21 protein-coding genes and 4 pseudogenes are annotated in these 25,525 nt (G+C 69.3%); 7 read left to right on the forward strand and 18 right to left on the reverse strand.

All coding sequences use genetic code 11. The features are described from left to right. A partial coding sequence (locus ACZ6JY_RS24495; RefSeq protein ID WP_469198809.1) for a hypothetical protein occupies positions 1 to 191 on the reverse strand: 191 nt, incomplete at its 3' end. Between the two features lie 4 nt (positions 192 to 195). Next, complete coding sequence (locus tag ACZ6JY_RS24500; protein WP_469198811.1) at positions 196 to 429, reverse strand: recombinase; 234 nt, start codon at positions 427 to 429, stop codon at positions 196 to 198. A 568-nt stretch (positions 430 to 997) separates the two neighbouring features. Here ACZ6JY_RS24500 and ACZ6JY_RS24505 point away from each other — a divergent pair. Continuing rightward, positions 998 to 1,768, forward strand: coding sequence for an SDR family NAD(P)-dependent oxidoreductase (locus ACZ6JY_RS24505; protein WP_469198813.1), 771 nt, complete (start codon positions 998 to 1,000; stop codon positions 1,766 to 1,768). Between the two features lie 48 nt (positions 1,769 to 1,816). Here the strand turns inward: ACZ6JY_RS24505 and ACZ6JY_RS24510 are convergent, their stop codons facing one another. The 12 genes from ACZ6JY_RS24510 to ACZ6JY_RS24565 all read right to left on the reverse strand — a co-directional run bounded on the left by ACZ6JY_RS24510 (position 1,817) and on the right by ACZ6JY_RS24565 (position 15,201). Then, entirely contained in the window at positions 1,817 to 2,785 is a 969-nt protein-coding gene (locus ACZ6JY_RS24510) for an ABC transporter ATP-binding protein (protein WP_469198815.1), read from the reverse strand. Between the two features lie 19 nt (positions 2,786 to 2,804). Next, positions 2,805 to 3,836, reverse strand: coding sequence for an ABC transporter ATP-binding protein (locus ACZ6JY_RS24515; RefSeq protein ID WP_469198817.1), 1,032 nt, complete (start codon positions 3,834 to 3,836; stop codon positions 2,805 to 2,807). After that, positions 3,833 to 5,398 carry an ABC transporter substrate-binding protein gene (locus ACZ6JY_RS24520; protein ID WP_469198819.1) on the reverse strand — a complete coding sequence of 522 codons (1,566 nt, stop codon included), beginning with the start codon at positions 5,396 to 5,398 and terminating at the stop codon, positions 3,833 to 3,835. The genes ACZ6JY_RS24515 and ACZ6JY_RS24520 overlap by 4 nt, the downstream gene beginning before the upstream one ends. A 40-nt stretch (positions 5,399 to 5,438) precedes the next feature. Next, positions 5,439 to 6,338, reverse strand: a complete 900-nt coding sequence (locus ACZ6JY_RS24525; RefSeq protein ID WP_469198821.1) for an ABC transporter permease — start codon at positions 6,336 to 6,338, stop codon at positions 5,439 to 5,441. Then, positions 6,335 to 7,285, reverse strand: coding sequence for an ABC transporter permease (locus ACZ6JY_RS24530; RefSeq protein WP_469198823.1), 951 nt, complete (start codon positions 7,283 to 7,285; stop codon positions 6,335 to 6,337). Before ACZ6JY_RS24530 ends, ACZ6JY_RS24525 begins: the two co-directional genes overlap by 4 nt. Positions 7,286 to 8,423: 1,138 nt before the next feature. Next, positions 8,424 to 8,927 (reverse strand): nuclear transport factor 2 family protein, encoded by a 504-nt coding sequence (locus ACZ6JY_RS24535; protein WP_469198825.1) that lies wholly within the window; start codon positions 8,925 to 8,927, stop codon positions 8,424 to 8,426. Positions 8,928 to 8,971: 44 nt separating this feature from the next. Beyond that, positions 8,972 to 9,907 carry a TIGR03619 family F420-dependent LLM class oxidoreductase gene (locus ACZ6JY_RS24540; RefSeq protein WP_469198827.1) on the reverse strand — a complete coding sequence of 312 codons (936 nt, stop codon included), beginning with the start codon at positions 9,905 to 9,907 and terminating at the stop codon, positions 8,972 to 8,974. Positions 9,908 to 10,374: 467 nt separating this feature from the next. Beyond that, positions 10,375 to 11,148 (reverse strand): hypothetical protein, encoded by a 774-nt coding sequence (locus tag ACZ6JY_RS24545; RefSeq protein WP_469198829.1) that lies wholly within the window; start codon positions 11,146 to 11,148, stop codon positions 10,375 to 10,377. A 55-nt stretch (positions 11,149 to 11,203) separates the two neighbouring features. Further along, the gene (locus ACZ6JY_RS24550; RefSeq protein ID WP_469198831.1) at positions 11,204 to 12,670 is read right to left on the reverse strand and encodes an FAD-dependent oxidoreductase; all 1,467 of its coding nucleotides are present in this window, start codon (positions 12,668 to 12,670) and stop codon (positions 11,204 to 11,206) included. Positions 12,671 to 12,904: 234 nt separating this feature from the next. Further along, on the reverse strand, positions 12,905 to 13,705 hold the full coding sequence (locus tag ACZ6JY_RS24555; protein WP_469198833.1) for a hypothetical protein: 801 nt from the start codon (positions 13,703 to 13,705) through the stop codon (positions 12,905 to 12,907). Positions 13,706 to 13,757: 52 nt separating this feature from the next. After that, positions 13,758 to 14,576, reverse strand: a complete 819-nt coding sequence (locus ACZ6JY_RS24560; RefSeq protein ID WP_469198835.1) for an SDR family NAD(P)-dependent oxidoreductase — start codon at positions 14,574 to 14,576, stop codon at positions 13,758 to 13,760. Positions 14,577 to 14,724: 148 nt separating this feature from the next. Beyond that, the gene (locus ACZ6JY_RS24565) at positions 14,725 to 15,201 is read right to left on the reverse strand and encodes an endo-1,4-beta-xylanase (protein ID WP_469199413.1); all 477 of its coding nucleotides are present in this window, start codon (positions 15,199 to 15,201) and stop codon (positions 14,725 to 14,727) included. 245 nt (positions 15,202 to 15,446) lie between these two features. On the opposite strand from ACZ6JY_RS24565, the pseudogene ACZ6JY_RS24570 reads away from it, so the two are divergent. Beyond that, positions 15,447 to 16,294 (forward strand): annotated as a pseudogene (locus ACZ6JY_RS24570) (IS5 family transposase). A 668-nt stretch (positions 16,295 to 16,962) separates the two neighbouring features. On the opposite strand, the pseudogene ACZ6JY_RS24575 reads toward ACZ6JY_RS24570, so the two are convergent. Next, positions 16,963 to 17,748: pseudogene (locus tag ACZ6JY_RS24575) on the reverse strand (transposase family protein). A gap of 628 nt (positions 17,749 to 18,376) precedes the next feature. Between ACZ6JY_RS24575 and ACZ6JY_RS24580 the strand changes: the two are divergent. From ACZ6JY_RS24580 to ACZ6JY_RS24590, 3 genes and pseudogenes are all read left to right on the forward strand, one after another. Beyond that, positions 18,377 to 18,904 (forward strand): RICIN domain-containing protein, encoded by a 528-nt coding sequence (locus tag ACZ6JY_RS24580; protein ID WP_469198837.1) that lies wholly within the window; start codon positions 18,377 to 18,379, stop codon positions 18,902 to 18,904. A gap of 361 nt (positions 18,905 to 19,265) precedes the next feature. Then, positions 19,266 to 19,718: pseudogene (locus ACZ6JY_RS24585) on the forward strand (helix-turn-helix domain-containing protein); the annotation flags it as partial. Between the two features lie 54 nt (positions 19,719 to 19,772). Next, positions 19,773 to 20,393: pseudogene (locus ACZ6JY_RS24590) on the forward strand (alpha/beta fold hydrolase); the annotation flags it as partial. A gap of 65 nt (positions 20,394 to 20,458) precedes the next feature. On the opposite strand, the gene ACZ6JY_RS24595 reads toward ACZ6JY_RS24590, so the two are convergent. Together ACZ6JY_RS24595 and ACZ6JY_RS24600 are read right to left on the reverse strand one after the other, a co-directional pair. Then, positions 20,459 to 21,334, reverse strand: coding sequence for an NmrA family NAD(P)-binding protein (locus ACZ6JY_RS24595; protein WP_469198839.1), 876 nt, complete (start codon positions 21,332 to 21,334; stop codon positions 20,459 to 20,461). Then, positions 21,331 to 21,792 carry a nuclear transport factor 2 family protein gene (locus tag ACZ6JY_RS24600; protein WP_469198841.1) on the reverse strand — a complete coding sequence of 154 codons (462 nt, stop codon included), beginning with the start codon at positions 21,790 to 21,792 and terminating at the stop codon, positions 21,331 to 21,333. The genes ACZ6JY_RS24595 and ACZ6JY_RS24600 overlap by 4 nt, the downstream gene beginning before the upstream one ends. Before the next feature lie 248 nt (positions 21,793 to 22,040). Between ACZ6JY_RS24600 and ACZ6JY_RS24605 the strand changes: the two genes are divergently transcribed. Together ACZ6JY_RS24605 and ACZ6JY_RS24610 are read left to right on the forward strand one after the other, a co-directional pair. Further along, positions 22,041 to 22,634 (forward strand): TetR/AcrR family transcriptional regulator, encoded by a 594-nt coding sequence (locus tag ACZ6JY_RS24605; RefSeq protein ID WP_469198843.1) that lies wholly within the window; start codon positions 22,041 to 22,043, stop codon positions 22,632 to 22,634. A gap of 114 nt (positions 22,635 to 22,748) precedes the next feature. Continuing rightward, entirely contained in the window at positions 22,749 to 23,456 is a 708-nt protein-coding gene (locus tag ACZ6JY_RS24610; RefSeq protein WP_469198846.1) for a PIG-L family deacetylase, read from the forward strand. 78 nt (positions 23,457 to 23,534) lie between these two features. On the opposite strand, the gene ACZ6JY_RS24615 is transcribed toward ACZ6JY_RS24610, so the two are convergent. Continuing rightward, the gene (locus ACZ6JY_RS24615; protein WP_469198848.1) at positions 23,535 to 25,502 is read right to left on the reverse strand and encodes a M13 family metallopeptidase; all 1,968 of its coding nucleotides are present in this window, start codon (positions 25,500 to 25,502) and stop codon (positions 23,535 to 23,537) included. Positions 25,503 to 25,525: the final 23 nt, after the last annotated feature.

The following is a 25,525-nucleotide window of genomic DNA, read 5'->3' on the forward strand; positions in this document are numbered from 1 at the left end:
TAGCCCGCTGGAGCCTTCCAGAACCCATTGAGTTCGGGTGCTCCGGCGGCGGTGACGGCATCGAACAGCGCGTCGGTCATCGGCAGGAGCCAGAGGTGTTGGCCGAGAGGAATGATGCACGCCTCTGTGGTGGAGCCGGCCAACTCGCGAAGCACGGATTCGGCGGCGATGACCACCTGCAGGCAATACATCCCCTCATTCTCGCCTGGCCGCTGATCGCGGTGCGATGCCGGGTATGCCGAGGTCGACCGGCGCGACCCTGGCGAGCCGACGGGTCTGGTCTCGTTTCTGGCGTAGGAAGGACAGGGTGAGATCGATCCCTTCGATCTCACCGAGCCACCCCTCTGCTTCGGCCCGGGCCCGGCGGGCCAGAAGGTCGGCTTCGATCTCGTCGAGGCGGGGCAGCGTCTTCGGATTGACGTTGATCATGGGACATCTCAGACAGGCGTGCTCATGCTGGCAAGGTGTCGAGTAGGGGCGTGCGCATCCTCCCAGCTCGACCCAGAGAGCGCTCGCGTCCCCGGTCACCGGGGATCCGCGATTGCGCGGCCGCCGGGATCCAGGTCAACGCGCTGGCCCCCGGCGCCGGTACCCGCATGCTGGAGAACTCGGCGGACGGTCCGACCCCCGAGATCCTCGCGTATATGCGCGGGGCCGGCGCGACACATCGGCGCCCGCCTGCCCACCCTCGTGCGTCGACCGGGGCCTCCTCGGTGCGGCCGACGCGGAGAAGGAGCGTCGAAGCGTTCTCGTCCGGCGTCAGTCTCCCACTCAGTGGGAACCAGGCGCCCGCGGTCCGGGCCGGGACCCTACCCTCGGCGAGGTCCACCGGCCCCGGAGAGGCGGCGTGTGTTCCGCGACCTCCGGAACCGTGTCGCACCTCGTCCATGCGACAACGTCAGCGGCCCCGGCACCCGCCGTCCCCGGCCGCCGCGCATCTCGCACGCGGTACGGGCCGCCCGCCCATGACACCGGTACCGACACGAAGGAGTCCGCCGTGGATCGTCTATCCGGCCACCGCATCCTGATCAGCGGCGCCGCCTCCGGCATCGCGCGCGCCACCACGCTGCGGCTGCTCGCCGAGGGCGCGCAGGTGGTCGCCGGCGACATCTCCGCCGACGGGCTCGCCGAGACCTGGTCGCTGGCCGAGAAGGACGGCACCGCCGGCAGGCTCGCTCTCGTCGAGGTGGACATCGCGGACGAGAACTCGGCAAACGCGGCTGTGTCTTCGGCGGTGGAGACGCTGGGCGGTCTGGACGCGCTGGTCAACGCGGCCGGGATGATGCGCGGAGAGCACACACACGAGTCCTCGCTGGAGATCTGGAACCGGGTCATCGGCGTCAACCTCACGGGCACCTTCCTCATGACCCGTGCCGCCCTGCCCGCCCTCCTGGAGTCCGGCTCGGGCGTTGTCGTCAACTTCAGTTCGACGTCCGCCTTCTTCGGCCACCCGTACATGGCGGCCTACTCGGCCTCCAAGGGCGGCGTCCACTCTTTCACCCACGCCATCGCCCAGGAGTACAGCAAGCAGGGGTTGCGCGCGGTCAACGTCGTGCCCGGCGGGATCAGCAGCAACATGACGGACAACATCAATGCGCTGATCCCCGATGACGTCGACTGGACGCTGTTCACCAAGCTCTCCCCCGCCCTGCCTGGCGGCATCCCCGGCCCGGAGAAGGTCGCCGGTGTAGTGGCGATGCTGGTGTCCGAGGACGGTTCGTTCATCTCCGGCAGCGAGGTCCGCGTCGACGGCGGCGCACACCAGTAGTTCCGGCTACGCGTACGGGTCGCGAACCGGTGCGCGCAGCACGCCGGTTCACTCCGCTTCGGCGCCGATGAGCGGGAAATGGCAGGCCGTCCGTCGGCCCGGCGCCACCTCGCGCAGGGCGGGTTCCTCGGTCGCGCACCGATCGCGGGCCTGCGGGCAGCGCGTGCGGAACCTGCAACCGCTCGGCGGGTCCATGGGCGAGGGGATGTCTCCGGCCAGCGCGGGTCCGGCGAAGCCGGGTGCGGCGCCGGCTGCCGGGACCGAGTCGAGCAGCCCCCGCGTGTACGGGTGTGCGGGCTCGCGGTAGACGGCGTCCGTGTCGCCGTACTCGCAGACCGTTCCCAGGTACATCACCAGGACCTGGTCGCAGACAACCCGGACCACACTGAGGTCGTGCGCGATGAACACCATCGTGAGCGCGTACAACTCCTTGAGGTCCCGAAGCAGGTTGAGGATCTGGGCCTGCACTGACACGTCCAGGGCGGACACGGGTTCGTCGCAGACGAGGAGTTTCGGCCGCAGCGCGAGGGCGCGGGCGATCGCCACGCGCTGGGCCTGGCCGCCGGACAGCGCACGTGGCAGGACGTCGCCGTACCGGTCGGCGGGCAGGCCGACGCGGGCGAGCATTTCCTCGGCCGCGGCGGCCCGTTGAGCCGGTGGCGCCTTCGCGACGGCGAGGCCTTCGACGACGATGTCGACGACCTTACGGCGTGGGTTCAGTGACGCCACCGGGTCCTGGAAGATCATCTGGATGGAGCGGCGCAGTTCGCGCAGCCGTCGTGGCGTCGCCGACGCGAGCGACTCCCCCTCAAAGGAGACCGAGCCGCTGCGCATCGGGCTCAGGCCGAGCAGCGCGCGGCCGGTCGTCGACTTGCCGCAGCCGGACTCGCCGACGATCCCCAGGGTCTGCCCGTCCGCCACCTCGAAGCTGACCCCGGAGACGGCACGCAGGGTTCCGCCCTTTACGGGGAACTCGACGACGAGGTCGGAGACGTGGAGCATTGGTTCGGCCTTCATGCCTTCTCCGGTCGCGGCGCTAGGCACGGGCTGTTCCCCTCTGTGCGCCGCTGCCCGGCGGTCCGACGGGGTTCAGACAACTGGTCATGTGGTCCTTTCCGGCGCCGTACAGGGGCAGTTCGTCGCTCCGGCAGCCGTCGTCGGCGTGCCGGCAGCGCGGTGCGAAGCGGCAGCCAGTAGGGGGTGTCACCGGGTCGGGCAGGGCGCCGTCGATGATCCTCAGCCGTGTGTGCCGGTCGGACTCGAGAGTCGGCGTCGCCGCGAGGAGCGCCTCGGTGTACCGGTGCCGGGGCGCGGCGAAGACCTCGCCGGTGCCGCCGACCTCGGCGAGCCGTCCCGCGTACATGACCGCGACCCGGTCGGTGCGGCCCGCCACCACGGCCAGGTCGTGGCTGATCAGGACCAAGCCCATCTGCCGCTCCTGCTGGATGCGCCGGAGCAGATCAAGGATCTGACGCTGAATGGTCACGTCGAGGGCGGTGGTGGGCTCGTCGGCGATCAGGAGCCGCGGTTCGCAGGACAGGGCGATGGCGATCACGACGCGTTGCCGCATGCCGCCGGAGAGTTCGTACGGATAGTTGCGCAGCCGTCGCTCCGGGTCGGACACGCCCACTTCCTGGAGCAGGCCGAGTGCCCGCTCCGCGGCGTGTGCGCGCGACAGTCCCAGGTGCCGGCGCATGCCCTCGGTGATCTGCCGCTCGATCCGGACGACCGGGTTGAGCGAGCGGCCGGGGTCCTGGAAAACCATCGCTGCCTGTCTGCCGAGGACTTCGGCGCGTGCGTGCCGGTCGAGGGTCAGCAGGTTCCGGCCCTCGAACCACGCCGAGCCGCTGACCCCCGCCCGCGCGGGCAGCAGACCGAGCATCGCCCGGGCCATGACCGACTTGCCGGACCCCGACTCCCCCACCACGCCCAGCGCGGTGCCGGCGTCGACGGTGAAGCTCACGCCGTCGACCGCGCGTACCGTTCCGCGGTCCGTGCCGATGTGGGCCTTCAAGTCCTCGACAGCCAGCAGCGGTTGACCGGGCGCGGGTTCCGGCGGCCCGCTCACTTCTTCACCCACAGGTCCTGCGCCCGCAGCGAGCCGTATCCGTACATGCCGACGCCGCCCACGTCCTTGCCGCTCAGGACGAAATTGTCGAGTCGTACGGTGAAGACGACCGGGTTGAGCTTCTCGAGCCGGGTCTGGACGACGTCGTAGGCCTTGCTGCGCTCGGCGACGTCGGCGCTGGTCCGGCCGGCGTCCAGGGCCTTGTTCAGTTCGGGGTCGTCGAGTCCGGTCGAGTTGAACGGCGACTTGCCGTGGAAGAACGACCACACCGCGGTCTCGGGGTCGACGAACTGCGTTCCGGAGTACAGGGCGTCGTACTTCTTGCTGAGCATGGTCTGCAGGTTGGTGGCCGCGTCCACCGTGCGGACCTTGACCTTGACGTTCTTGTACGAGCTGAGCTGGGCCTGCATGGCTTCAACCTCGCGGGACCTGGCGGGTTCCACGGTGATGGTGAGGCGGAGCGGCTTGCCGTCGGCGGCCAGTTCGTCGAACAGTTTCTGCGCCCGGTCCGCGTCATGTGTGTGCAGGTTGTGGTCGGTGTGGAAGGGGGACTTGTCGGAGAACAGCCCCTTCACCTCGGTGCCGACGCCGTCGAGCGCGGCCTCGTTCAGCTGCTTCACGTCGATGGCCTTGGACAGCGCCTCCCTGGCCCGCGGGTCCTTGAACGGTCCGCGCGCCATGTTCAGCATCAGCATGCCGCCACCGCTCATTTCCTGCCGGGTGACGACCAGACCGGCGCTCTTGGCCTGGTCGGCGTCCTTGGGCGAAAGGGCCCAGGACAGGTCCGCGCCCCCGGAGCGCATGGTGTTGAGCCTCTGCTCGGCGTCGGTGACCAGCTTCAGGGTGAGCTTGTCCAGGTACGGCTTGCCGCCGTCCCAGTAGCCGGAGTTGCGCTTCAGCAAGACCTGCGACCCGCGCCGCCAGGAGGTCAGGGTGTACGGGCCCGCGCCCACCGGGGCCTTGTCGTACTGGGCGCGCCCCTTCTTGAGCGCGGCCGGCGAGGCGATCCAGTTCATGGAGCCGATGATGATCCCGGACGGGAAGGACGCGTTGGGGGCGACCAGTGTGAAGTCCAGGGTCCGTTTGTCGACGACTCTCGACGTCTTGATGTTCGCCGCTGTGGCGAGGTACGCGGAGCCGACCTTGGGGTCCGCGATCCGGTCCCAGTTGAACTTCACGGCGGCCGCGTCGAGCGGGGTGCCGTCGCTGAATTTCAGGCCTGCGCGCAGCTTCACCCGCCAGCTCCTGCCCTCGTCAGGAGTGGTCATCGTGGCCATTGAGGGCTGGATCTCACCCGTCACGGGGTCGGCGGTCACCAACGTGCCGTACAGGGCGTTGCCCAGCGGGGCGTGGCCCGCCGCGAGGTTCAGCATGGTCGCCGGGTCCAAGGTGCGTGGCTCCGCGACGGTGAGCAGCGTGGCCGATCCCCCCTTGACGGGGTCGCCGGCAGCCCCCTCCGACCGCTCGTTGCCGGGGGCTTCGCCGGAAGCGCAGGCGGAGGTCAGCACCAGGAGGGCGGCGGTTCCCGCGCCTGCTGCCGTGCGCCACAGTCGTCGTTTCATCGTGGGTGTCCTCTCGTCGTTGAGGGAATCGCGGTGCGGTTCAGTCCCGCAGGGACCGGTCGAAGCGGGCACGCAGGTGGTCACCGACCTGGTTGAGCGCGAACACTGTGAGGAAGAGGACGGCCGCGGGGACGAACGCCAGGTGCGGTGCTGTGGCAAGCGCGTCCTGCCCGCCCGCGATCATCCCGCCCCAACTCGGGGTCGGCGCCGGGATACCGAGGCCGAGGTAGCTCAGGGATCCCTCGGCAACGATGAGAGCCGCGATGACGAGCGGCAAATAGGTGGCGATCGGCGCCACCGTGTTCGGGAGCACCTCGCGCACCAGGATGCGCAGGTCGCTCGCGCCCATGTTGCGTGCCGCGAGGACGAATTCCCGCGTGCTCCAGGCCAGCGCGTTGGCCCGCGCGAGGCGGACGAACGACGGGATCACCAGGAGAGTCAGGCTGATGAGCACTGTCGGCACGCTCGGTGTGAGCACCGTGGCGAGGACGAGGAGCAGGACGAGCGGCGGGAAGGCGAGCATGGCGTCGGTCACCACAGAGATCACCGCGTCGGTCTTGCCGCGGAAGTAGCCCGCGACCAGGCCCAGTACGGTCCCGATCACGAATCCGAGCACGCTGGCAATCCCTCCGGCCAGGAGCGAGGCCTGCGCCCCGTGGATGCTGCGGGAGAGCAGCGAGCGCCCGATCTCGTCGGTTCCGAGCAGCAGGTCCAACTCCCCGCCGGACGGCGGCTGTCGGGGCGGAGCGACCACCAGGGCGTACTGGCTGATCGGGAGGGCGTCGGCGACGGCCGCGAGTCCGAGGACGAGCACCAGCCAGCAGAGACAGAGGCGGGCCAGGACATGGCGCCGCCGTGGCGCGCGCGGCACGGCGGGGACGGCGGCGGCCTTCTGCGGCACGGCGTGCGGCACCGGGCCGGCCGTCTTGTGCACGCTCATACTTGACTCCCTCGCACGCGCGGGTCGAGAAAGCCGTAGCCCACATCGACCAGTGTGTTGATGGCGACATACGCCATGGCCAGGCAGACGACCACGCCCTGGACCACCACCACGTCGCGAGACATGATCGACGTGGTGATCAGCTGTCCGAGGCCCGGCAGCGCGAAGAGCGACTCCACGATGACGGTGCCGCCGATGAGCCGCCCGAAGTTCACCCCGGCAACCGTGACCAGCGAGAACGACGACGGCCGCAGCGCGTGACGCAGTACGACGTAGCCCGTCGGCAGCCCCTTGGCACGGGCCGCTGCGACGTAGTCCTCACGGAGGGTCGAGATGAGGTCGGTCCGCAGGATCCGAGTGAACGCGGCGATCTCCATACAGGCGATCGCGACGGCCGGAAGGAGTGCGTGCCGCAGGTTCTCGTACGGCGACTCGGTGAAGTCCACCCAGCCGGTGACCGGCAGGATGCCCGCCTGCAGGGACAGGAGGTAGACGAGAACCGGGGCGGCGACGAACGTCGGCACGGAGAGCAGTACCGAGGTGAGGCCGTTGACTGAACGGTCCGCCCTGGTACCGGCCTTCAGCGCGGAGAGGACGGCGAGCGGAACCGAGACCACGAGAGCGATCACCAGGGCGAGGCAGGCGATCTCGAGCGTCACCGGCAGGCGTTCCCAGATCGCCTCGGTGACCGGCTGACCGGTCAGCGGCGACTCCCCGAGGTCACCGCGGACCGCCCCGCCCGCCCAGTCCACGTAACGGCTCCACAGCGGACCGTCCAGGCCGAGGCTGGCGTTCAGCTCCGCCACGGCCTTCGGCGTCGCGCTCTCCCCGAGTATGAACTCCGCGACCGACCCCGGCACAAGGCCGAACATCGCCACGACGGCCACGGTCACGAGGAAAATCACGAGTGCTGCGCGCCCGACCTTTCTCACAACGAGTAGCGGCACTTACTCCTCCTGCACCGGATCGGACAACACGGGCGCGACGGTCATGACCCGCTTCCCGGCTATATTTCCGGCACCGAACTGCCGGAAGGCCGGGGCGACATGACGCGCGTGGTAGGTGGTGCACGGTGCGGCCATGCCGCGAGCGACAGGCTAGGAAGCGGCGGTGCCGCCCGTACGGAGTACTCCCGGTCACCGGGACGCCTCTGGGCCGGCACTGCGGCGCTGGGCCCGGCAGACAGGCAAGCAGCCGCCTCCTGCCATTGACGCGTACCAAACGGGAGGGCTAATTCAGCGCGATCACTCGAAGGGCGAGGCGACGACGCGCGACCTGACGGAAGGCCCCGTACACCTCGCGAAGGAAACGTCCCGGGAAAGATCGGCGCATGTACGGCCTGTTCGGTCACCAGCTCCAGGAGACTCAGGCATGAGTACGGCGCCCCAGCCTCCGCCCCACTCCCTGGCCGTCGGCGGCCGGCTCTCCCCTCTGGGTATCGGCAATGCCTCGCTCTGCTTCTCCTGGCGGCAGGGCGGCCTCTTGCGGTGTCGTCTACGCGGGCAAGGCCGACCTGTAGCTCACGCACGGCCTACGTCTGGCGGGTCCGCACCCGGAGGGCGGGTGAAGACGCTGGACTTGCCTGGTCGGCCTGGAGTGACCCTGTCTCCTTCGAGACCGGATTCCTCGACCCCGCCGAGTTCACGGGTGCCAGGATCTCCGCCCCCGACGCCAGCCTCGAGGACCGCCGCACCCTGTACTTCCGCGCGCTGGGCTGGTACCGCTTCTTCGTCAATCGCTACGACGTCACCGAGTACTGCAGCGAGGGCGTCAACGTGATCGGCACGGCGGTCGTGGACGGCCGGTTCCGGGCAGGGCTGGGTTGGAACGAGGTCCGTCCGGTACGGCGCCCGGCTCGGCCTCGCCGCGCAGATCGAGTTCGAGCTCGCCGACGGCAGCCGCATCACTGTGCGCACGGACGAGGACTGGACCGTCGGCCTCGGCCTAGCCGACGGCCGATCCGGTGACCGGCGAACGGGCCGACCTGCGCTTCGACGGCGAGATGGGGCACCTGGACTGGCGCGCGCTGACGGTGGCAGGACTTCGTCGGCGTATGAGGGCGCGCTGCGATTCCGGGACTGCCGCTCATCGCCCCGGAACCTGCGCCGTGACCCGGGCGAGGAGGGCCCGGGCATCGGGGCGGCCGTCGAGGAGCCGGGCCACCCGGCGCACCACCCGCCAGCCATCGGGCCCGCGCCGCAGGAGCCACTGGTGCGCGGTGGCCCGGGCCACCCGGAACTCCCCCGACCACCTCGCCTCGCCCGCGTCCGGTTTCGGCTGCTCCTCTGCCGCCATGACCAGGAGCGAGTAGCCGATGGCGGTCGCCCGGTCCCCGTCCACGGTGATGTGGTGCGGGCCGAGGAAGTGGGCGCTGCCGCCGGTGATGATCGCCTGGTGGGTCGGGCCGGCGACCACGGCCTCGATCGCGTCGACTCCCGTCATGGGCTTCGGATCGACGTCGTACACGCCGTCGGGCTCCCACTGGGCGGCCACCTGCGCACCGTTCCCACTGTCGACGAGGGGGCCGTAGGCGGCGATGAGCCGAGCAATGTTCCGCTCGTCCTCCAACTGGCCCAGTCTGGAAGCCAATTGTGACGTCAGGTCCGCACTCCCCGATTCCGTTCCCGTACCGCTCATGCCCCCGCCTCCCGTCGGCCGCTCTCGTCGCCAAGATCGAATCCAGCACCTGCGGCGAGCTCGGCGAGGCCCTTGAGCTGGGCGCAGTAATGATCGACCGAGTCCGCCCGGACGCGGGGGCTGACCCGGGTCGCCCCGGCGTCGCGTGCCTGCCCCAGCAGGCGTGCCGTCCCGTCCGGGTCACGGCCGGGGTCGAGCGGGCCGGCGGGCGCGATGACGACGTCGAAGCCAGGCGGCGCCTCGGCGTCGCCGAGCAGTTCGGCGATGCGCTCGGGTGTGAGCCCGAAGGGTGCCCATCCGTCCCCAAGGGTCACCGCGCGCCGCAGCGAGCGGGCGGTCGAGCCACCGATCCACAGCGGGACCCGGGGCTGCACGGCGTGCGGGAGGACCATCATGCCGGCGAAATCGTAGTGGGTGCCGTGGTATTCGGGTTCCGGTCGGGAGAGCGAGGCCCGCAGTGCGGCGAGGGCGTCGTCGGCGCGGGCTCCCCGCCCCGCGAATTCCGCGCCGAGCAGGGCGAATTCCTCCTCCAGCGTGCCGACCCCGAGACCGAGCACCAGCCTGCCGTCGCTGATGAGGTCGAGAGTGCCGTACCTCTTGGCGATCTCCAGGGGGTGGTGGTAGCCGAGCACGAGGACGTAGGTGGCGAGGCGGATGTGCCGGGTGCGTCCGGCGAGGAGTCCGAGGGTTGCCAGGGGGTCCCAGTACACCCCGCCGCGACGTGGCACGGCTTCGCTGGGCACGGCGACGTGCTCGCTGCAGGTGAGGTGGTCGAAGCCGAGGTCTTCGGCGGTCTGCGCCACGGTGACCAGTTCAGCCACACCGGCGTCCGCCTCCCACGGCGAGTGGGCGCCCGGCGCCCGCACCACCACGGGCGTGACCAGGCCGATGCGCGGGACCGTAGGCGTTTTCCCCGGGGGGCCTTCTGGCATGGTGTTGCACTCCTCTCGACGAGCCCGGACGCGCACTGCCGGTGCGCCGTGGCCGGGCGGGACAGGGCTCCGATCTTCGCCCGACGGGCCGGACGGCGGGCGTTGCGCTCCTGCCCAGTGGGAACGCGACGTCCTCGCTGAACGCCTTGCCGCCTCAAGGTGTCGGCAACGGCAGTGCGCCACGACTACGCCGGGAGGCCAAGTCGACGGATGCGGGGCGGCTCCGGTCATGGAATGTCGATCACCGCCTTGACGATCTGCCCGCTCCGGGATGGTTCGAGCGCCTCCTCGACGATCCGACCGAGGTGACATCGGGTGCCATCTCGGTGACGGCCCCGGACAACTCGTGTCCGATGTGCCGGGGGGCGGTCCCGGACATCGCCGTACCCGTCGACGCCACTGGGCGTCGTTGAAGCTGCTGTGGTTGTTGTACCACTCGGTGGTCTCGAAGAGGTCGTTGGTGAGGCTCAGCGAGGCGTAGCCGCAAGTGAGTTCATGGACGCCCCCCCGTAGTAGAACTGGCCGAACAGACCGCCGTACTCGGTCACGACGTCCCACACCTTGGACCTGTTGACGTTCCCCTCGCCGCGCAGCTGCTCGACATGGCCGATGAGGAGGGACGCGGTGCGGTCGAGGCCGGTCGCGTGTGAGGTCAACCGCTTGGCGAGGGCGTCCGCGCCCGGACGGGGCCGGGTGGGCGGGGCGTCCACGCGCTCGATGGTGTTCACCGGGTCGCGTTCCCACCAGTCGCCGGTGTGGCCGGCGGGCTTGGTGGGGCTGAGCAGAACGTCGAAGGTGCCGTCCTCACCGGTCGTGAGGGTGTTGGTGTCGTGGTACTCGGAGGCCTGGACGGCGCCGTCGGGGGCGGGCGGGGCCATCGTGCCGATCTTCGCGAACCGCAGGGAGCCGGTGCGTCCGCACAGGCGGTAGCTGCCGCCGGAGGTGATGTGAGCGGTCTTGTAGACGGTGTCGGCGTTGGGCTGGAAGACGTTGAGAGAGTGCGCGAACATGGGGTGGTCGCCGTCGTCCGCGGCGAGCACTTCGACGATGCGTGCGGCGACCGCGCCGAGGAGAAGCTTGCCCGCTTCGTGCGGCGTCTGTGGTTCCTCGCGCAGGTGCTCCGGGAGCTTGCCCAGAAGCGTGGGAGCGAACTCGCGCAGGTCGTCGAGGAAGGCGTTCCAGGCGAGGAGGAACGCGGGCGGGGTGGGCGGCACATCGGGGCTGCGGGCATGGCTGATCACCTCTCCGCGCAAAGGCAGTACGGGGGTGTGCCGGGTGTTTGTGGGGCGTGCGTCACTACCTCCCGCGCGCCGCCGCCCGTCCCGCCCGGCGGCCGAAGAAGGTGGCATCGCCGAGCGAGGTTCCGCTGCAGTAGCCGCGGGCCGGGATGCCGTTGGTGGTGCGGCCAGCGGCGTACAGGCCGGGAACGGGGTTGCCGTCGGGGGTGAGGACCTCGCCGTCGGTGGAGGTGCGCAGGCCACCGAGGGTGAAGACGCCGGATGGGGCGCGGCGCAGGTCGAGGACGCCGTAGGGGGCGGTGAGCAGGCGCAGCCAGCGGGCCGCCTTGTGATGCTGCGGGTCCTCGCCCTTGGCGACACCGGCGTTGTACTGCTCGACGGTGGCTTCCAGGACGCCGGGGGCGATGCCCATGTCCTCGGCCAGTTCGGCGAGGTCGTCGGAGACCCAGGCCGGCTGGACGGGGTAGCCCATGGTGGCCCGGGCCTCTTCGGCGGCCTGCTCGTCGTAGAAGAGGAACGCCTGGCCGCCCTGGGTGAAGAGGGAGGCCTGGCCGATCCGACCCGCGTAGGTGTCCTCGTTGATGAAGCGGTGGCCGTATCGGTTGAGGAGGAGGGAGCGATGGATGAGGGCCGGGTCGGAGGGGAAGGCGACCTGTCCGGCGTCCATGTGCCGCACGGCGGCCCCGACCGCCTGGCCCATGCGGATCGCCCGGCCGTCATCGCCATCGGTGCCGACGAGGTGCTGACCGAGCAGGCTCGGCGCACTGCCCGCCAGCATCGTCTCGTTCGCGGCGAATCCGCCCGCGCAGAGCACCACTCCGGTGCGGGCACGGACGTACGAATGCTCGCCGAAGGTCGACACTTCCGCGCCGACGACTTGGCCCTCTTCGAGCACCAGCCGTCGGACGCGCGTGTTGTAGCGCACCCGGGCACCGGCGCCCTCGGCGGTCCGGACCAGGTGGTCCAGGAGGGCCCAGCCGGCCGAGCGTTCGCCCGGCTTCTTGCCTTCCATGTGCACGATGTGGCCGCGTGGCGCGGGCCGAGCGATCGTGTCGAACGGGTGGGCGTTCTCCCCACCCGTGTACATCAGTCCGTAACCCGTCGGGGCCTCCCAGGCGGGCTCGTTCCACACCTTGGCCTCGAAGGAGACTCCGCAGCTCACGAGCCAGTCGTAGTGCTCGGCGCTCTGTTCGCAGTAGAGCGCGAGTTTGGTCTCGTCGACGCCGGGGCCGGTGGCCGCGGTCAGGAAGGTGAGCATGGCCTCGGTGGTGTCCTCGACACCGCAGGCCTTCTGCAGGGCCGTACCGCCGCCGAGATAGATCTCGCCGCCGGACATGGCCGTCGCGCCGCCCCAGCCACCGGCCGCCTCGACGACATCCACCTGCGAGCCGGCCCAGGCGGCCTCGATCGCCGCGCTCGCCCCGGCGGCGCCGAAGCCGGCCACCAGCACATCGGTTTCGCTCGACCACGCGTCCACCTCAGAGGCCGCGACGGCCGCCGTCCCGTCGTCCCGTGCGCCGCTCACGCGTCCACCTCGGGCCGGGCCGATTCGACATACCTGTAACGCACTACAGCCATCAGGTCTCCTCTGTGCTCGATGTCACGTGCCGGTCACCGTAGGGCGGTTGGGGCCATCGGCGACCGACTTATCCGGTGAGTGGAAGAGCCCGGCGGCCCGTACCGTCGGGCAGGCGGACGGCGAGCGCGGCCTCGGTGGCCGAGGATCACGGTCGAGCCGAGCCGGGGCGGGGACGGCGGCTCAGGGGCGCCCACCAGCGCTCCGCACGCCGGGTGTGGGTGGCGGACATGCCACGGCAGGGGCGCAGGAGGCAAGCGGTGCCGCGAACAACACCCCCTCCTTGCGGTCGGATCCGGTGTCCACTTCAGCCTCCGCCTCGGCGATGCGTGCGGCCACGGCCATAGGGTCGTCGTCGAGATACAGAACGCGCAGTCGCAGATCGTGGGGGGCGCAGGTGTCATCACCCGACAGGTTCCACAGCGAGACCGGCGACTCCCGCAGGGTGAACGTCCACCCACCGGCGACACCGGGCACCGCGAGCAGCCCGGGCAGGATCTCGCGGTCCTCCCGCCGGTACCGCAGATGCGCCTCGGGGCCCAGTGGATCACCGACCTTGGTCAGGGTGACGTGAAGGCCGTGGTTAGGGCGGTACGGCAGGACGTGCGGGGCCACCAGGGCGCGCGGCGCCGCGTAGCCCTTGACCGTGTCGAAGTGGCCCATGAAGGGGCGGGCGACGCCTGGGATGCCCGGGCCCCTGCCCCACTGCACGGAGTCGACACCGAGCTTGTTCCACTCGGCGACGGACTCCTCGTAGGGCGGCAGGAACCAGTACATCGTCATAGAGTCGACCCCGGCGAACCGGTCGTCGAACCGTTCCACCGACGCCGCGCCCGGGATCCTCGTCCAGCGGTCCCCGCAGGCCACGCCGCGCAGGGCCCGGTTCTCCGGCATGTGGTCGTACAGCTGCCAGTCGTGGTACTCGGGCAGTCGGCCGGGGTCCGTCACATCGACGAACGAGACGAAGGCTCGCTTGGAGAGCACGAGTCAACTCGCTTTCCGGACAGGGCATCCCACTGTCACTCAGGGCGATGGGTCATTCGGGCTTCATCGCGCGCATTCCGGCGGCCACTTCCGCGACAAGGGCGGCGCGGTCGGGCCCGCTGTTGAGCCGGGCGCGCTCGTCGTTGCCCCCCAGAACCTGGACGGGGCCGTCGCCGAGCTGGGCGAGGATCTCTTCGGCGATGTCGCCGGGAGCGGCGGCGTTCAGTCCGGGTGCGTCCATCTTCAGGCCGATGCGCGCCATGGCGGGGGTGCGGGTCAACCCGAGGACGGCATGCAGGACCTGCACGTTGTGCGGGGCGAGCTCGGACCAGAGGCCCTCGGTGAAGATGCGGGAGAATGCCTTGGCGGCGGCGTACACGCCGATCTGCTCGTGGCCGACGTAGCCGGAGAGGGAGCCGACCGTCACCAGGGCGCCACGGCCGCGCTTCTTCAGCCGGGCGCCGAAGTGGTGGACGAGTTCCAGCTGGCTGGCGACGTTGATGTCGACGACCTGTCGGAAGGAAGCCAGATCCCCCTCGACGAACTCGGCGCCGTAGCTGTTGGCGCCCGCGTTGTGGATGTACAGACCAACGTCGAGGCCGTCGGTGGCCTCCCTGATGCGGCGGCCGGCGGCCGCGTCCAGCAGGTCGACGGCGAGAGTGCGCGCCTCGACGCCGTACGCTTCGGTCACCTTCCGCGCTGTCTCCTTCAGTGGGCCGGGCTTGCGGGCGATCAGCACCAGGTTGATCCCGGCGCGGCCGAGCCGGTTGGCGAGCTCCGATCCGACACCTTCCGAACCACCGGCGATGACGGCCCAGGGGCCGTGGACCGCCGGGTCGACGACGGTGTCCCAGGAGGCCGGGGTTGTCATGCTGCCGTTGCTCATCAAGTGCCTTTCGCCGGAGTCGTGATGGCACCCGCGCCGCGGGCGCGCGCCCTCACCTTGGCGGCCCGCTCGCCCGCCGCCCACCCCGCCTCCCGGTCAGTGGGACCGGGCAGGCGGGTCGTGCGACGACGCGTCAGCGCTTCGCGTTCGCGGCCAGTGCCGCCCAGGTGGCGAAATAGGCCGGTTTGGGATGGTAGTTCTCGTCATACATCAGCGGCTTCGCGCCTTCGATCCACGTGTACGCGTACTTGTCCGTGAAGCCCCAGAAGCTGATGTCGCGGATGCCGGCGGCCCGCGCCTCCGAGATGACCTGGCCGTAGATGCGTGCTTGCTGTTCATCGTGTGTGGCACCAGGGTTGAGGTGGACGTCCATCTCCGTGATGGCGACCTCGAGCCCGAGGGCCTTGTACGACTTCACCATCCCGGCGATGACGCCGGGTTGCGGTGCGGCGAGGGTCACATGCATTTCCAGGCCGACGCCGTCGATCGGGACGCCCTTTTCGACCAGGTCGGAGACGAGGTCGAAAAGTTCCTGGCGCTTTACCGGGTACGCCTCTACCAGGGATTCGTTGAGGAAGAGTTTGGCGTCGGGGTCCGCCTTGTGGGCGATCTTGAATGCTCACCACCGCCGTCCTCATCGAGATGCACGACGAATGGATCGCTTGACCCCGCCACTACCTCCCCGACGGCAATGGAGAAGATCTAAGCAACTGAAGATCAACCCGACACGGTTACACCGCTACAGGGGACATGGCCGCCTGATGTCATGTCAGTAGAGTTACAGCGGCTAACACAATGAGGTGGATCGGCCCCTGGCCGTCGTGTCCGGGCCGGTAGTTGAGCGCTCGGCCCTGTGTGGGGACGTCGCCGTGGATCGTGTCGGATGAACTGTGGGACCGCTTTGAACCGCTGCTGCCGCAGCGTGAGCGCAGGTTCCATTATCCCGGCCGCAGGCCGTTGCCGGACCGGGAAGCGCTATGCGGGATCTTGTACGTGCTGCACATCAGGGATCCAGTGGGAGTACCTGCCGCTAAGCCTCGGTTTTCGGCTCCGGTATGACGTGCTGGCGGCGCCTGCGGGACTGGAGCGAGGCCGGTGTCTGGCAGCGGCTGCACGAGGTCCTGCTGGCGGAGCTGAACGCGGCCTCACGGCTGGACTGGTCCCGGTGCGTAGTCGACTCCTCCCATGTCAGGGCGTTACAAGGGGGCAACACACGGGCCCGTCGTCGGTCGACCGCGGCCGGGCCGGCTCTAAACATCACTGGTCACCGACGGGCACGGCACCCCACTCGCGGTCCTGCTGACCGGGGGCAACCGCAACGACGTCACTCAGCTCTTGCCTCTGCTCAATGCGATCCCACCGGTCCGCGGCCGCATGGGCCGGCCCCGCCGCAAACCCGACTTGCTGTTCGCCGACCGCGGCTACGACCACGACATCTACCGCGACCCGGTCCGCGCCCGCGCCCGCGCCCGCGGCATCGTGCCCGCGGCATCGTGCCCGCGATCGCTCGCCGCAGATCCCTGCACGGCACCGGCCTGGGTATCTACCGGTGGGTCGTGGAGAGGAGTTTCGCGTGGCTGCACGGCTTCCGGCGCCTGCACATCCGGTGGGAACGGCGAGCCGACATCCACGAAGCCTTCCTCAAACTCGCCTGCTGCCTGATCACCCACCGACAGCTTGGCGTATTGCGCTGCCGTCGATAGAGGTCACCACGCGGCTGGGCACTGTCGTCGGACACATCTGGCCTGGGAAGCGTCCGACGTCCTATGAAATGGTCACGGCATGCTGCAGTTCACACCTGTCGTGCTGGAGGTGCAACCGACGGAGGTCTTGCAGTGCAGTCATGGGAAAGGAGTGCTGAACCCACTTCGCCGGATAGCCGTCCTCGCCGTGGACCTCCAGCACTGACTGAGCGGCCTCCAGGACGACGTGTCCGAGAAGGCCTCGCGGCTGCGTGGAGCCCTCGCAGCACTTTGGACTCCTAGAAGACGGCTCCCCGCCAGTTTTCTGCAGGTCAGGGGCGCCGCCCAGTGGACACCGGCGCTCCTCAAACTCGAAGATCCCAGGAAGCATCGATTCACTCGGGCAGAAGGCTCCTCGCCTACGCTTCCGAGAAGAAAAAGCCTGTTTAACTCTGCTGGTCAATGGCGCGAAATGTGCACTTCTTTGAGGCCAGCTGGGTCCGGAACGGAACAGCCGCGAGGCCTCAGATGCAGGGGCCGGAACATCTCGCTGGTACGGGGTCGACTCCTTCTTGCCGGTGTAGGCCTCCCAGAAGGCGCGGGGACGACATGGTGGCGCCGGGGTCACCGGAGCCGAAGGCCAACTACTCGAGATCAGGGTCGCCACCTGGTTCACGCAACGGCGTTATTCAGCACTCCGAGTACCACGCCTGCGTCGTGATCTCCCGCCCGTTAGAGCACTGACCGAAGGTAAGGCCGGTCAGCATCGCTGGTAAGGACCGTGACGAGGGCGAAAGCCGCTGTGGCGTTTCCTGCGCCAGCGGCCAGTCGCATTTGAGGGTGGCCATGGCGCGTTCGCCGAGGCTGCGGATCTTGGCATGATCGCGGTTGTGACGCCGACGCCATCCGCGCAGACCCTTGCCCCCGAACGGGACGCGAACAGCATGGCCGGTGCCCTGATAAGCCTTGTCAGCCCAGCACTTGATGCCGTCGGCGGCGAGAGCGGCGGGAATGCCGTGTCCGGGCCGCAGTCAGATCGTGCACGGCCCCGGGTAGCGCGTCCGAGGCCCAGATCAGACGGCTGGCTGGATCCGCGAGGACCTGCACGTTCATCCCGTGGTGCTTCCTCTTCCCTGAGTAGTACGGCTGGTCGGCAGCGGTGCGGTCGATCGGCAGCACGGTGCCGTCGAGGATCACGTACGCCTTGCTCCGCACGGTCGTCATGGCCTGTTCCAGCGTGAGCGCCCGAGCGGCCAGGAGGTCGACGGCTCGCGTATGTACCGGTAGACCGTCGCGATCCCAACGCGGAAACCTGCTGCAAGGCGGGCGTAGGTGTCGCCGCAGCGCAGATGGGCCAAGACGAGCAGGGCGGCCTGCCGGCCACAGGTCAGGCGGCGCCACCGGGAGCTGATTCGGTGGCGGTGACCTGCGAGGAGACCGGAAAGGTGCTGCAGGGTGCGGCTGGGCAGGTCGATGCCGGACGGGTGGACAAGCTTTCTTCATGTCCGCTGCCAGGGTCGTCCGCCCAACCTCCGTCAGGTTAGAAACAGCTCAGTGGCAGAAATTCGGGCTCAGCCGCACAGGTAGAAGATCAAGTTAGGGGCGGGACGAGGCTGGCCAGGACTTGTGGCCAATTTGATGTTCTGCAGATTGGCTCGAAAGATACCGGGGCAACTGAACTTGCCAATGCAACAATCGCGTTGACCTTCAGCACGTTCCATAACGAAGGGGAAATCAACGGCTACGCCATTCTCGCCGCCACTGTCATATCGCTCGATGTTACCCCCTGGCGCCATTACTCAGCACCGCACCGATGTCATCGGTCAACCCTTTGAGTTGCTGTGAGTTAGTGTCCACTGCTGCGGTAGTGGGGTCCCTACGTCAATGGAAACCTGCTTCAATGCAAGAAAGCGCCCAGCCCTGTGTTTCGGCTACGCCTCCGGAATCTCCAAAAGGGACCCATATAGCGAATTCCCTCAGTGGTGGCTTTGGGTCACCAGTCATACGGCGATAAAGGACACCGACGCGGGCAACCCTGAATATTCAACATTCCAGACCCTCACTCCGTGAGGGCCATACTGATCCCCACGGAAGGAAAACCGCATGAAATCTGCGTTGAAATTAGCCGGGACAGTACTGGCGTCCCTGACGCTTCTTATCGGTACGGCCAGCAATGGCCACGCGGACTCCAATGACTCCAATGACATCACTTTCCACAACCTGAACTCGAACAAGTGCTTGTCCGTCCCCGCCGCCTCGAAAGAGTTCGCATACGTCAACCAGTTCAGGTGCGGTATTTATCCTGATCAGGAATGGTCCTTCACCTACGTAGCAAAGCTGGATGGCCTGTCCTGGTACAAGATCACCAACCTGAATAGCGGGCTGTGCCTGTCGGTGGACAAAGCTTCGAAGGACAACCTCGCCCGAGTCACTCAATACCCATGTGGATCGACCCTCTACCCGGATCAGTACTGGAGGTTCGAATACGACCCGGCAACGGGGGCGTACCAGATAAAGAACAGGAACAGTGGCAAATGTCTGGCGATCGAAAATGGCAGCATGGCCGATGCCGCTCCGGCCATCCAGTACATGTGTGGGACTTGGAGAGACCACTACTGGTTCAGGAGCTAGAGCTCTTCAATGGTGGGGGGGTTCTGATATTGCTGACGGTTAACCTCGAAGTTTCGTGACGGTCTGCCGGCAGAGCCGGTGGACCGTTTTCGTGCCGTGGGCTGAGGCTGTGCAGGCTGAGGGCCCGAGTGTCGTCTCGGGGTGGCGCCGAGTTCCGCTGCTCCGGGTGTTGGGGTGTTGGGGTGTTGTCGAAGGGACTGGGAATCGGCTGGTCAGCCGAGGTCGGGTAATTGCGTGAGCCGGTCGAGGGCTGTGGTGATGTGTCCGGTCCAGGGCCAGTGAGCCCTTTTCAAGCTAGCGGCGCAAGCTCCTGGTAGACGGGTTCTCGACCAAGATCACCCGTGTCCACCAAGAGCTTCGCGTGCTTGTCTGCCCATCCTCGATTGCTCTGTCCAGCCGCACTTTGCGGTTCCTGACCAGGCAACTGGCAGCCCGGCGGCAGATCGGAACGCGGCGGCGGCGCCTTCCTGCCGGACGTCAGGCCCTGCTCGCTTTGGTGCACCTGCGGTGCGGTGACACTCACGCCCAGCTCGCAGCCGGGTTCGGCATCGGGACCGGGAGTGTATACCGCTACATACGTGAAGCCGTCGAGGCCCTGACCGCCCTCGCCCCGTCCCTGGGCGAGGCGATTACGACGATCCGGGCGAAGGCATTCGTGATCCTCGACGGCACCTTGCTGCCGATCGACCGCGTCGCCGGCGATACCCCGTACTACTCCGGGAAACATAAACGCCACGGCATGAGCGTTCAGGTCCTCACCGATCCGCCGCGCTCCCGACCCGCCCTCGCCTCGCCTCGCCTTCCACGGGCACTTCCCACGTTGACATCCCACGTTGACATCCCACATTCACGTTCACCAGGAGAACAACCCCTGGTCGCTCCACCCAACGAGCTGCGCGGCCTGGCGTCCGACGCGGCGTACGTCGCCTCCGTGGCGGCCCAGATCGACGGCCCGGTCGTCCTCGTCGGCCACTCCTACGGCGGCGCCGTGATATCGGTGGCCGGGGCGGCCGAGAACGTGGCGGGTCTCGTCTACGTCGCGGCCTACGTCACCGAGGAGGACGAGAGCCTCGGTGAGCTCCAGGACCGCTACCCGCTCTCGCCGCTCGGCAGCAACCTGGTGGAGCACAGGTACCCGGTCGAGGGCGCGGAGCCCGCGGTCGAGTTCACCATCGCCACCGAGGCCTTCTCCGAGATCTTCGCCGCCGATGTCCCGGCCGAGAAGACCAAGGTCCTCGCCGTGGCACAGCGCCCGCTGACCGCGGCGGCGTTCACCGAGAAGGCGGCGGTCGCCGCCTGGCGCTCGAAGCCGTTCTGGGCGCTGGTCGCCGCCGCGGACCAGGCGATCAACCCGGACGTCCAGCGATTCGGCGCGAAGCGGGCCGGCGCGATCACCGTCGAGATTGAGGGTGCGTCGCACGCGGTGGCGCTCTCCCGACCCAAGGAGGTCGCCGACCTGATCCGCGAGGCGGTGCGCGCGACGAGCTGACACGTGGGACGACCTCTGTGCGTTACATGCGTTACGTGCCTACTTGCCTACGCGCCTACGTAGCGCTACGTGCGCCAGTGCGCCGCGGCCAGATCCGCGAAGGAGCGCGGCGCGCGGCCGGTGGTTCGCTCCACTACGTCGCTGGTACGGTCCTCCGCGCCCCCGGCGATCGCCTCGTCCATGCCTGCGAGGAGATCGGCGAACGGCTCCGGCACACCGCTCCCGGCCAGCCGGTCCCGCATCGCCTCGCGGGAGACGGCGCGATGGCGGACCGTACGGCCCGTGACGCGGGTGAGCGTGGCGGCGATGTCGGCGTAACTGAGGGCCTCGGGGCCGGTGATGAGGTGTGCCGCGTTGTGCGGCCGCTCGTCCGTGAGGGCCCGCGCCGCGACCTCCGCGATGTCGTCGGCGTCGATGAACGCGACACGGCCGTCCCCGGTGGCCGTCACGATCTCGCCGTGCTCGCGGACGCTCTGCGCGTGCACGTGATCGCCGGTGAAGTTCTGCATGAACCAGGACGGTCGCAGCACCGCCCACTGCGGGAACCGTTCACGGATCGCGCGGTACACCCCGCCCAGGCCGTCGTCCGTCTCCGCGATGGCCGATGAGCCGAGCAGCACCGCCCGTTCGGCACCCGCACGGCGTGCCTGGTCAAGGAACGGGAGCATGGACGCGGCCGGGTCCGATGCGCCTACGGGTGGCACCAGGTAGATGCGGCGCACGCCTTCGAGCGCGGGGGCGTGGGTCGCCGGATCGGCCCAGTCGAAGCGGGCCGTCTCGTGACCGGCGCCCGGGTACGGCGGACGAACCGGCTGCGGGTTGCGGCTCGCCACTCTGACTCGTCGGCCCGCCGCCACGAGGCGGGCGGCCACGCGACGGCCCGTGGTCCCGGTGCCGCCGGTCACCAGGACCGGCTGCGGCTCCCGCTCCGCCGCGCTCACTGTCCGGCTCCCGCGAAGGGCGCGTCGGTGCCGCCCGCGATCTCCAGGGCGGTCAACGGGTTCCAGTAGTCGCGGTAGTGGGTGATCAGCCCCTCCTTGACGGTGACCACCGCTACGTACGACATCTCGAAGGGCTGCTCGGTGGCCACCGAGCGTCCCTCGGAGCGCATCTCGACGACAACGACGTCGGGGGCGTCGGTCCGGTGGACCTCGACGTGCGGGATGGCGGTGAGGTCGATGTGGTCGGGGTACGCGGACATGTACGCGCTGACGGCGGCCTTGCCCTCCAGGCGGCGCGGGGCGCCCGGCGGGGCGAAGGGGAACTCCATGACGCCGTCCTCCGCCCAGAGGTCGACCCAGGCGTCGAACCGCTTGGCGAGAAGGAGGTCGATGCCGTGCCGGAAGACGGCTTCCGGTGTGGTGGCGCCTTCTGTGCTGCTGCTGTGGTCGTGTGGCATGACGCGCCTTTCGGGATGTGGGCGTTGCCCAGGAGGACGTGGGGGTGCGTGAGCGTGGCCCACGCGGCCATGGGGGTGTGTGCGAGGCTCGGAGGCTCGGGGCATGGCGCGCCGATGGGCGACGCCGCGGATCGAGTTAGTATGCGGACCGGCGGTCCGCATGACTTCGACTATACGGACTACCGGTCCGCTTTAGCAATGCCTGTCCCACCGTCAGCCGTGTCAGCAGTGCCGCCCCCGGAGGAACCGTGCCCCCACCCCCGCGCAAGGAACGAGCCGACGCCCAGCGCAACCGCGAGGCCGTACTCGCGGCGGCCGAGCGGCTCTTCACCGAGCGCGGCGGCCCCGAGCGTGTCTCCATGGACGACATCGCGGCGGCCGCCGGGGTCGGCAAGGGCACGCTCTTCCGCCGTTTCGGCGACCGCGCAGGGCTCGTCAAGGCGCTCGTGGAGCAGCGCACCGAACAGCTCCGGGCCGACGTCGTCACCGGTCCCCCGCCGCTGGGCCCTGGCGCCCCCGCCGACGTACGCGCCCTCGCCCTTCTGGACGCCCTGCTCACCCTGAAGCTCGACACGCGCCCCCTGATGCTCGCCCTGGAGAGCGCCGGCAGCGGCAGCCCCTACCACAACGACACCTACGAGTTGTGGCACGCCGAACTGACCGCCCTGCTCACCGAGGCCCGCGGCGGACGCGACGCCGCTTTCCTCGCGCACGCGCTGCTGGCCGCCGTCCGCAGCGACCTGATCGAACACCTCACCGCGAACGGCACCCCACCGGAACACATCCGCGAAGGCGTCACCACCCTCGCTCGCGCCACCTTGCGACCGGACACCACCGGCTAACCCCCACGGGCGCCTATGCTGCCTGCCCCCTGCCTCCCTGCCTCCCGACGGAAGGCGAAAGCGAAAGCAGAAGCAGAAGCAGAAGGCGCAAGACGAAAGCAGAAGGTGACGCCCATGCCGACCCCGCCCACGGCCCCCAGCCTGCTCGCGGTCTTCGCCCACCCCGATGACGAGTCACTCGTGACCGGCGGCGTCCTCGCCCGGCACACCGCGGCGGGCGCGCGCACCGCGGTCGTCACGGCGACCTGGGCCGCCGGCACCCACCGCGCCGACGAGCTGGCCGAGGCGCTGTGCATCCTCGGCACCGGTGCGCCACGGCTGCTCGGCTACGCCGACGCCAAGGTGCCGGAGTCCGCCCCTGGCGAGCCCCGCCTCTGCGACGCGCCGCTCGACGAGGCGGTGCGGCGGCTGGTCGCGCACATCCGCGACGTACGCCCGGAAGTCGTCGTCACTCATGACGCGTACGGCGGGCTGACCGGTCACCCCGACCACCTGCACACCCACCGCGTCACCACGCTCGCGGTCCGGGCGGCCGGGCTCGAAGGGCTCTACCCGGGCGACGGCCCGCCCTGGCAGCCGAGCGCCCTTCACCTCGCCACGCACCCGCACTCGGCCGTGGCGGCGCTGCGGGACCTCATCGGCACGCGGAGGGCGGTGCACAGTGTCCCGGACGAGGACGTCACCGCGGCGGCATGCGGCGCCCTGCCCGGCCTGATCGCCGCCTGCACGCCCGAGACGCGCCAACGCCTGCTCGCCACGGAGTGGTTCACCCGCCACGACCCCATGCCCACGGCCGGGCCCCGGTCGGAGCTCGCCCTCTGACCGAGGGTGAACCCGACGACCGGGAGGAGCGGCGTCACGACACGCGACGCCGCCGACACAGCCCCTCCAAAGGCCGGCTCACCAGATCCGGACCCGCTCCGCCGGATCCAGCCACAGCCCGTCGCCCTTCACCGTGCCGAACGCCTCGTGGAACTCGTCGAGGTTGCGGACGATGTTGGCGCGGAACTCCGGCGGGGAGTGCGGGTCGATCGTGAGGTACTGCTGCTCCTGCTCCTTGCGGCGCTTGGTGCGCCAGCAGTACGACCAGTTCATGAAGAGCCGCTGGGAACCGGTCATGCCGTCCTCGCTCCGCGGCATCGGTGCGCCGTCGAGCGCGATCAGGTACGCCGTGTGCCCGATGGTCAGGCCGCCGAGGTCACCGATGTTCTCGCCGACCGTCAGGGAGCCGTTGACCTTCTCGCCGGGCAGGTTGCGGGGCGAGAAGGCGTCGTACTGCTCGATCAGCGCCTTCGACTTCGCCTCGAACGCGGTCTTGTCGGCGGCGGTCCACCAGTCGTTGAGGTTGCCCGCCCCGTCGTACTGCGCGCCCTGGTCGTCGAAGCCGTGGCCGATCTCGTGGCCGATGACCGAGCCGATGCCGCCGTAGTTCTCCGCCGGGTCGGCGTCGGGCGAGAAGAACGGCTTCTGCAGGATGCCCGCGGGGAAGCAGATCTCGTTGGTGCCCGGGTTGTAGTACGCGTTGACGGTCTGCGGCAGCATGAACCACTCGTCGCGGTCGACCGGTGAGCCGATCTTCGCGAGCTCTCGGTCCGACTCGAACGCGGCGGCCGCCTGGGCGTTGCCGAGCAGGTCGTCGGAGCTGACCCGCAGCGCCGAGTAGTCGCGGAAGGTGTCGGGGTAACCGATCTTCGGGCGGAAGGTGGCGAGCTTCTCGTACGCCCGCTCCTTCGTCTCGTCCGTCATCCAGTCGAGGCGGGCGATGGACTGCCGGTAGGCCTCCAGGAGGTTGGCCACCAGGTCGTCCATCATCGCCTTGGAGGACGGCGGGAAGTGCCGCGCCACGTACTCCTTGCCGACGGCCTCCCCCATGGCGCCCTCGACGAAGGAAACCGCGCGCTTCCAGCGGGCGCGCAGCTCGGGCGTTCCGTTGAGGGTGCGGCCGTAGAAATCGAAGTTCACACGCACGAACTCGTCCGGCAGGTACGGGGCGCAGGCGCGCAGCACCCGCGTCGTCGCCCAGTCCCGCCACCGCTCGATCGGCACCTCGGCGAGGACCGTGGAGAGGTGGGAGAGGTAGGACGGCTGGCGCACGCACGTCTCGGCGATGGTCGCGTCCGAGCCGCCGAGGCCCGCCGCGTAGCCGCGCCAGTCGAACTCGGGTGCCAGGGCGGCCAGTTCGTCGTACGTGGTGAGGTTGTAGGTCTTCAGGACGTCACGGGTGGCGGCCCGCTCCCAGTGCCCGGAGGCGAGCCTCGTCTCCAGCTCCAGGACGGTCTTCGCCGCCGCCTCGGGCGCGGCGTGCTTGCCGAGGGTGAGCAGCTCGGTGAGGTGGGCGACGTACTTCTCGCGGACCTCGGCGAACTTCTCCTCGCGGTAGTACGACTCGTCGGGCAGGCCGAGGCCGCCCTGGAGGACGTTGAACAGATAGCGGTCCGAGTCGCGGTCGTCGGAGTCGATGTACGAGCCGAAGAGGCCCGAGCCGCCGACGCGCTCGAAGCGGCCGAGGAACGCCGCGAGCTCGCGGACGTCCCGCAGCCCGGCGACCTCGTCCAGGAGCGGCTGCGCGGGCGCGAGGCCGCGGGCGGCGATGGTCTCCTCGTCCATGAACGAGGCGTACAGCGCGGCGATCTTCTGGGCCTCCTCCGCGGAGGCGCCCTCTCCCGCCGGGGTGTCGGCCAGGTCCTGGATGATCTCCTTCACCTGCTGCTCGGCCGTGTCGGCGAGCTGGACGAAGGGGCCCCAGCTGGAGCGGTCCTCCGGAATCTTCTCCGTGTCGAGCCAGCGGCCGTTGACGTGGCCGAAGAGGTCGTCCTGCGGCCGGATGTCGGGGTTCATGCCCGGGCGGGCGTCATCCAGAATGCTCATCCCCGCAGCCTATGCGAGCGGTC

This window comes from Streptomyces sp. NPDC046335 (assembly GCF_055587985.1).

Excerpts from the sequence above, each read along its gene's own strand:
- ACZ6JY_RS24500 (WP_469198811.1), bottom strand. The coding sequence starts at position 429 with ATGATCAACGTCAATCCGAAGACGCTGCCCCGCCTCGACGAGATCGAA.
- ACZ6JY_RS24510 (WP_469198815.1), bottom strand. The coding sequence starts at position 2,785 with ATGAAGGCCGAACCAATGCTCCACGTCTCCGACCTCGTCGTCGAGTTC.
- ACZ6JY_RS24520 (WP_469198819.1), bottom strand. The coding sequence starts at position 5,398 with ATGAAACGACGACTGTGGCGCACGGCAGCAGGCGCGGGAACCGCCGCC.
- ACZ6JY_RS24525 (WP_469198821.1), bottom strand. The coding sequence starts at position 6,338 with ATGAGCGTGCACAAGACGGCCGGCCCGGTGCCGCACGCCGTGCCGCAG.
- ACZ6JY_RS24540 (WP_469198827.1), bottom strand. The coding sequence starts at position 9,907 with ATGCCAGAAGGCCCCCCGGGGAAAACGCCTACGGTCCCGCGCATCGGC.
- ACZ6JY_RS24560 (WP_469198835.1), bottom strand. The coding sequence starts at position 14,576 with ATGACAACCCCGGCCTCCTGGGACACCGTCGTCGACCCGGCGGTCCAC.
- ACZ6JY_RS24580 (WP_469198837.1), top strand. The coding sequence starts at position 18,377 with ATGAAATCTGCGTTGAAATTAGCCGGGACAGTACTGGCGTCCCTGACG.
- ACZ6JY_RS24600 (WP_469198841.1), bottom strand. The coding sequence starts at position 21,792 with ATGCCACACGACCACAGCAGCAGCACAGAAGGCGCCACCACACCGGAA.
- ACZ6JY_RS24610 (WP_469198846.1), top strand. The coding sequence starts at position 22,749 with ATGCCGACCCCGCCCACGGCCCCCAGCCTGCTCGCGGTCTTCGCCCAC.
- ACZ6JY_RS24615 (WP_469198848.1), bottom strand. The coding sequence starts at position 25,502 with ATGAGCATTCTGGATGACGCCCGCCCGGGCATGAACCCCGACATCCGG.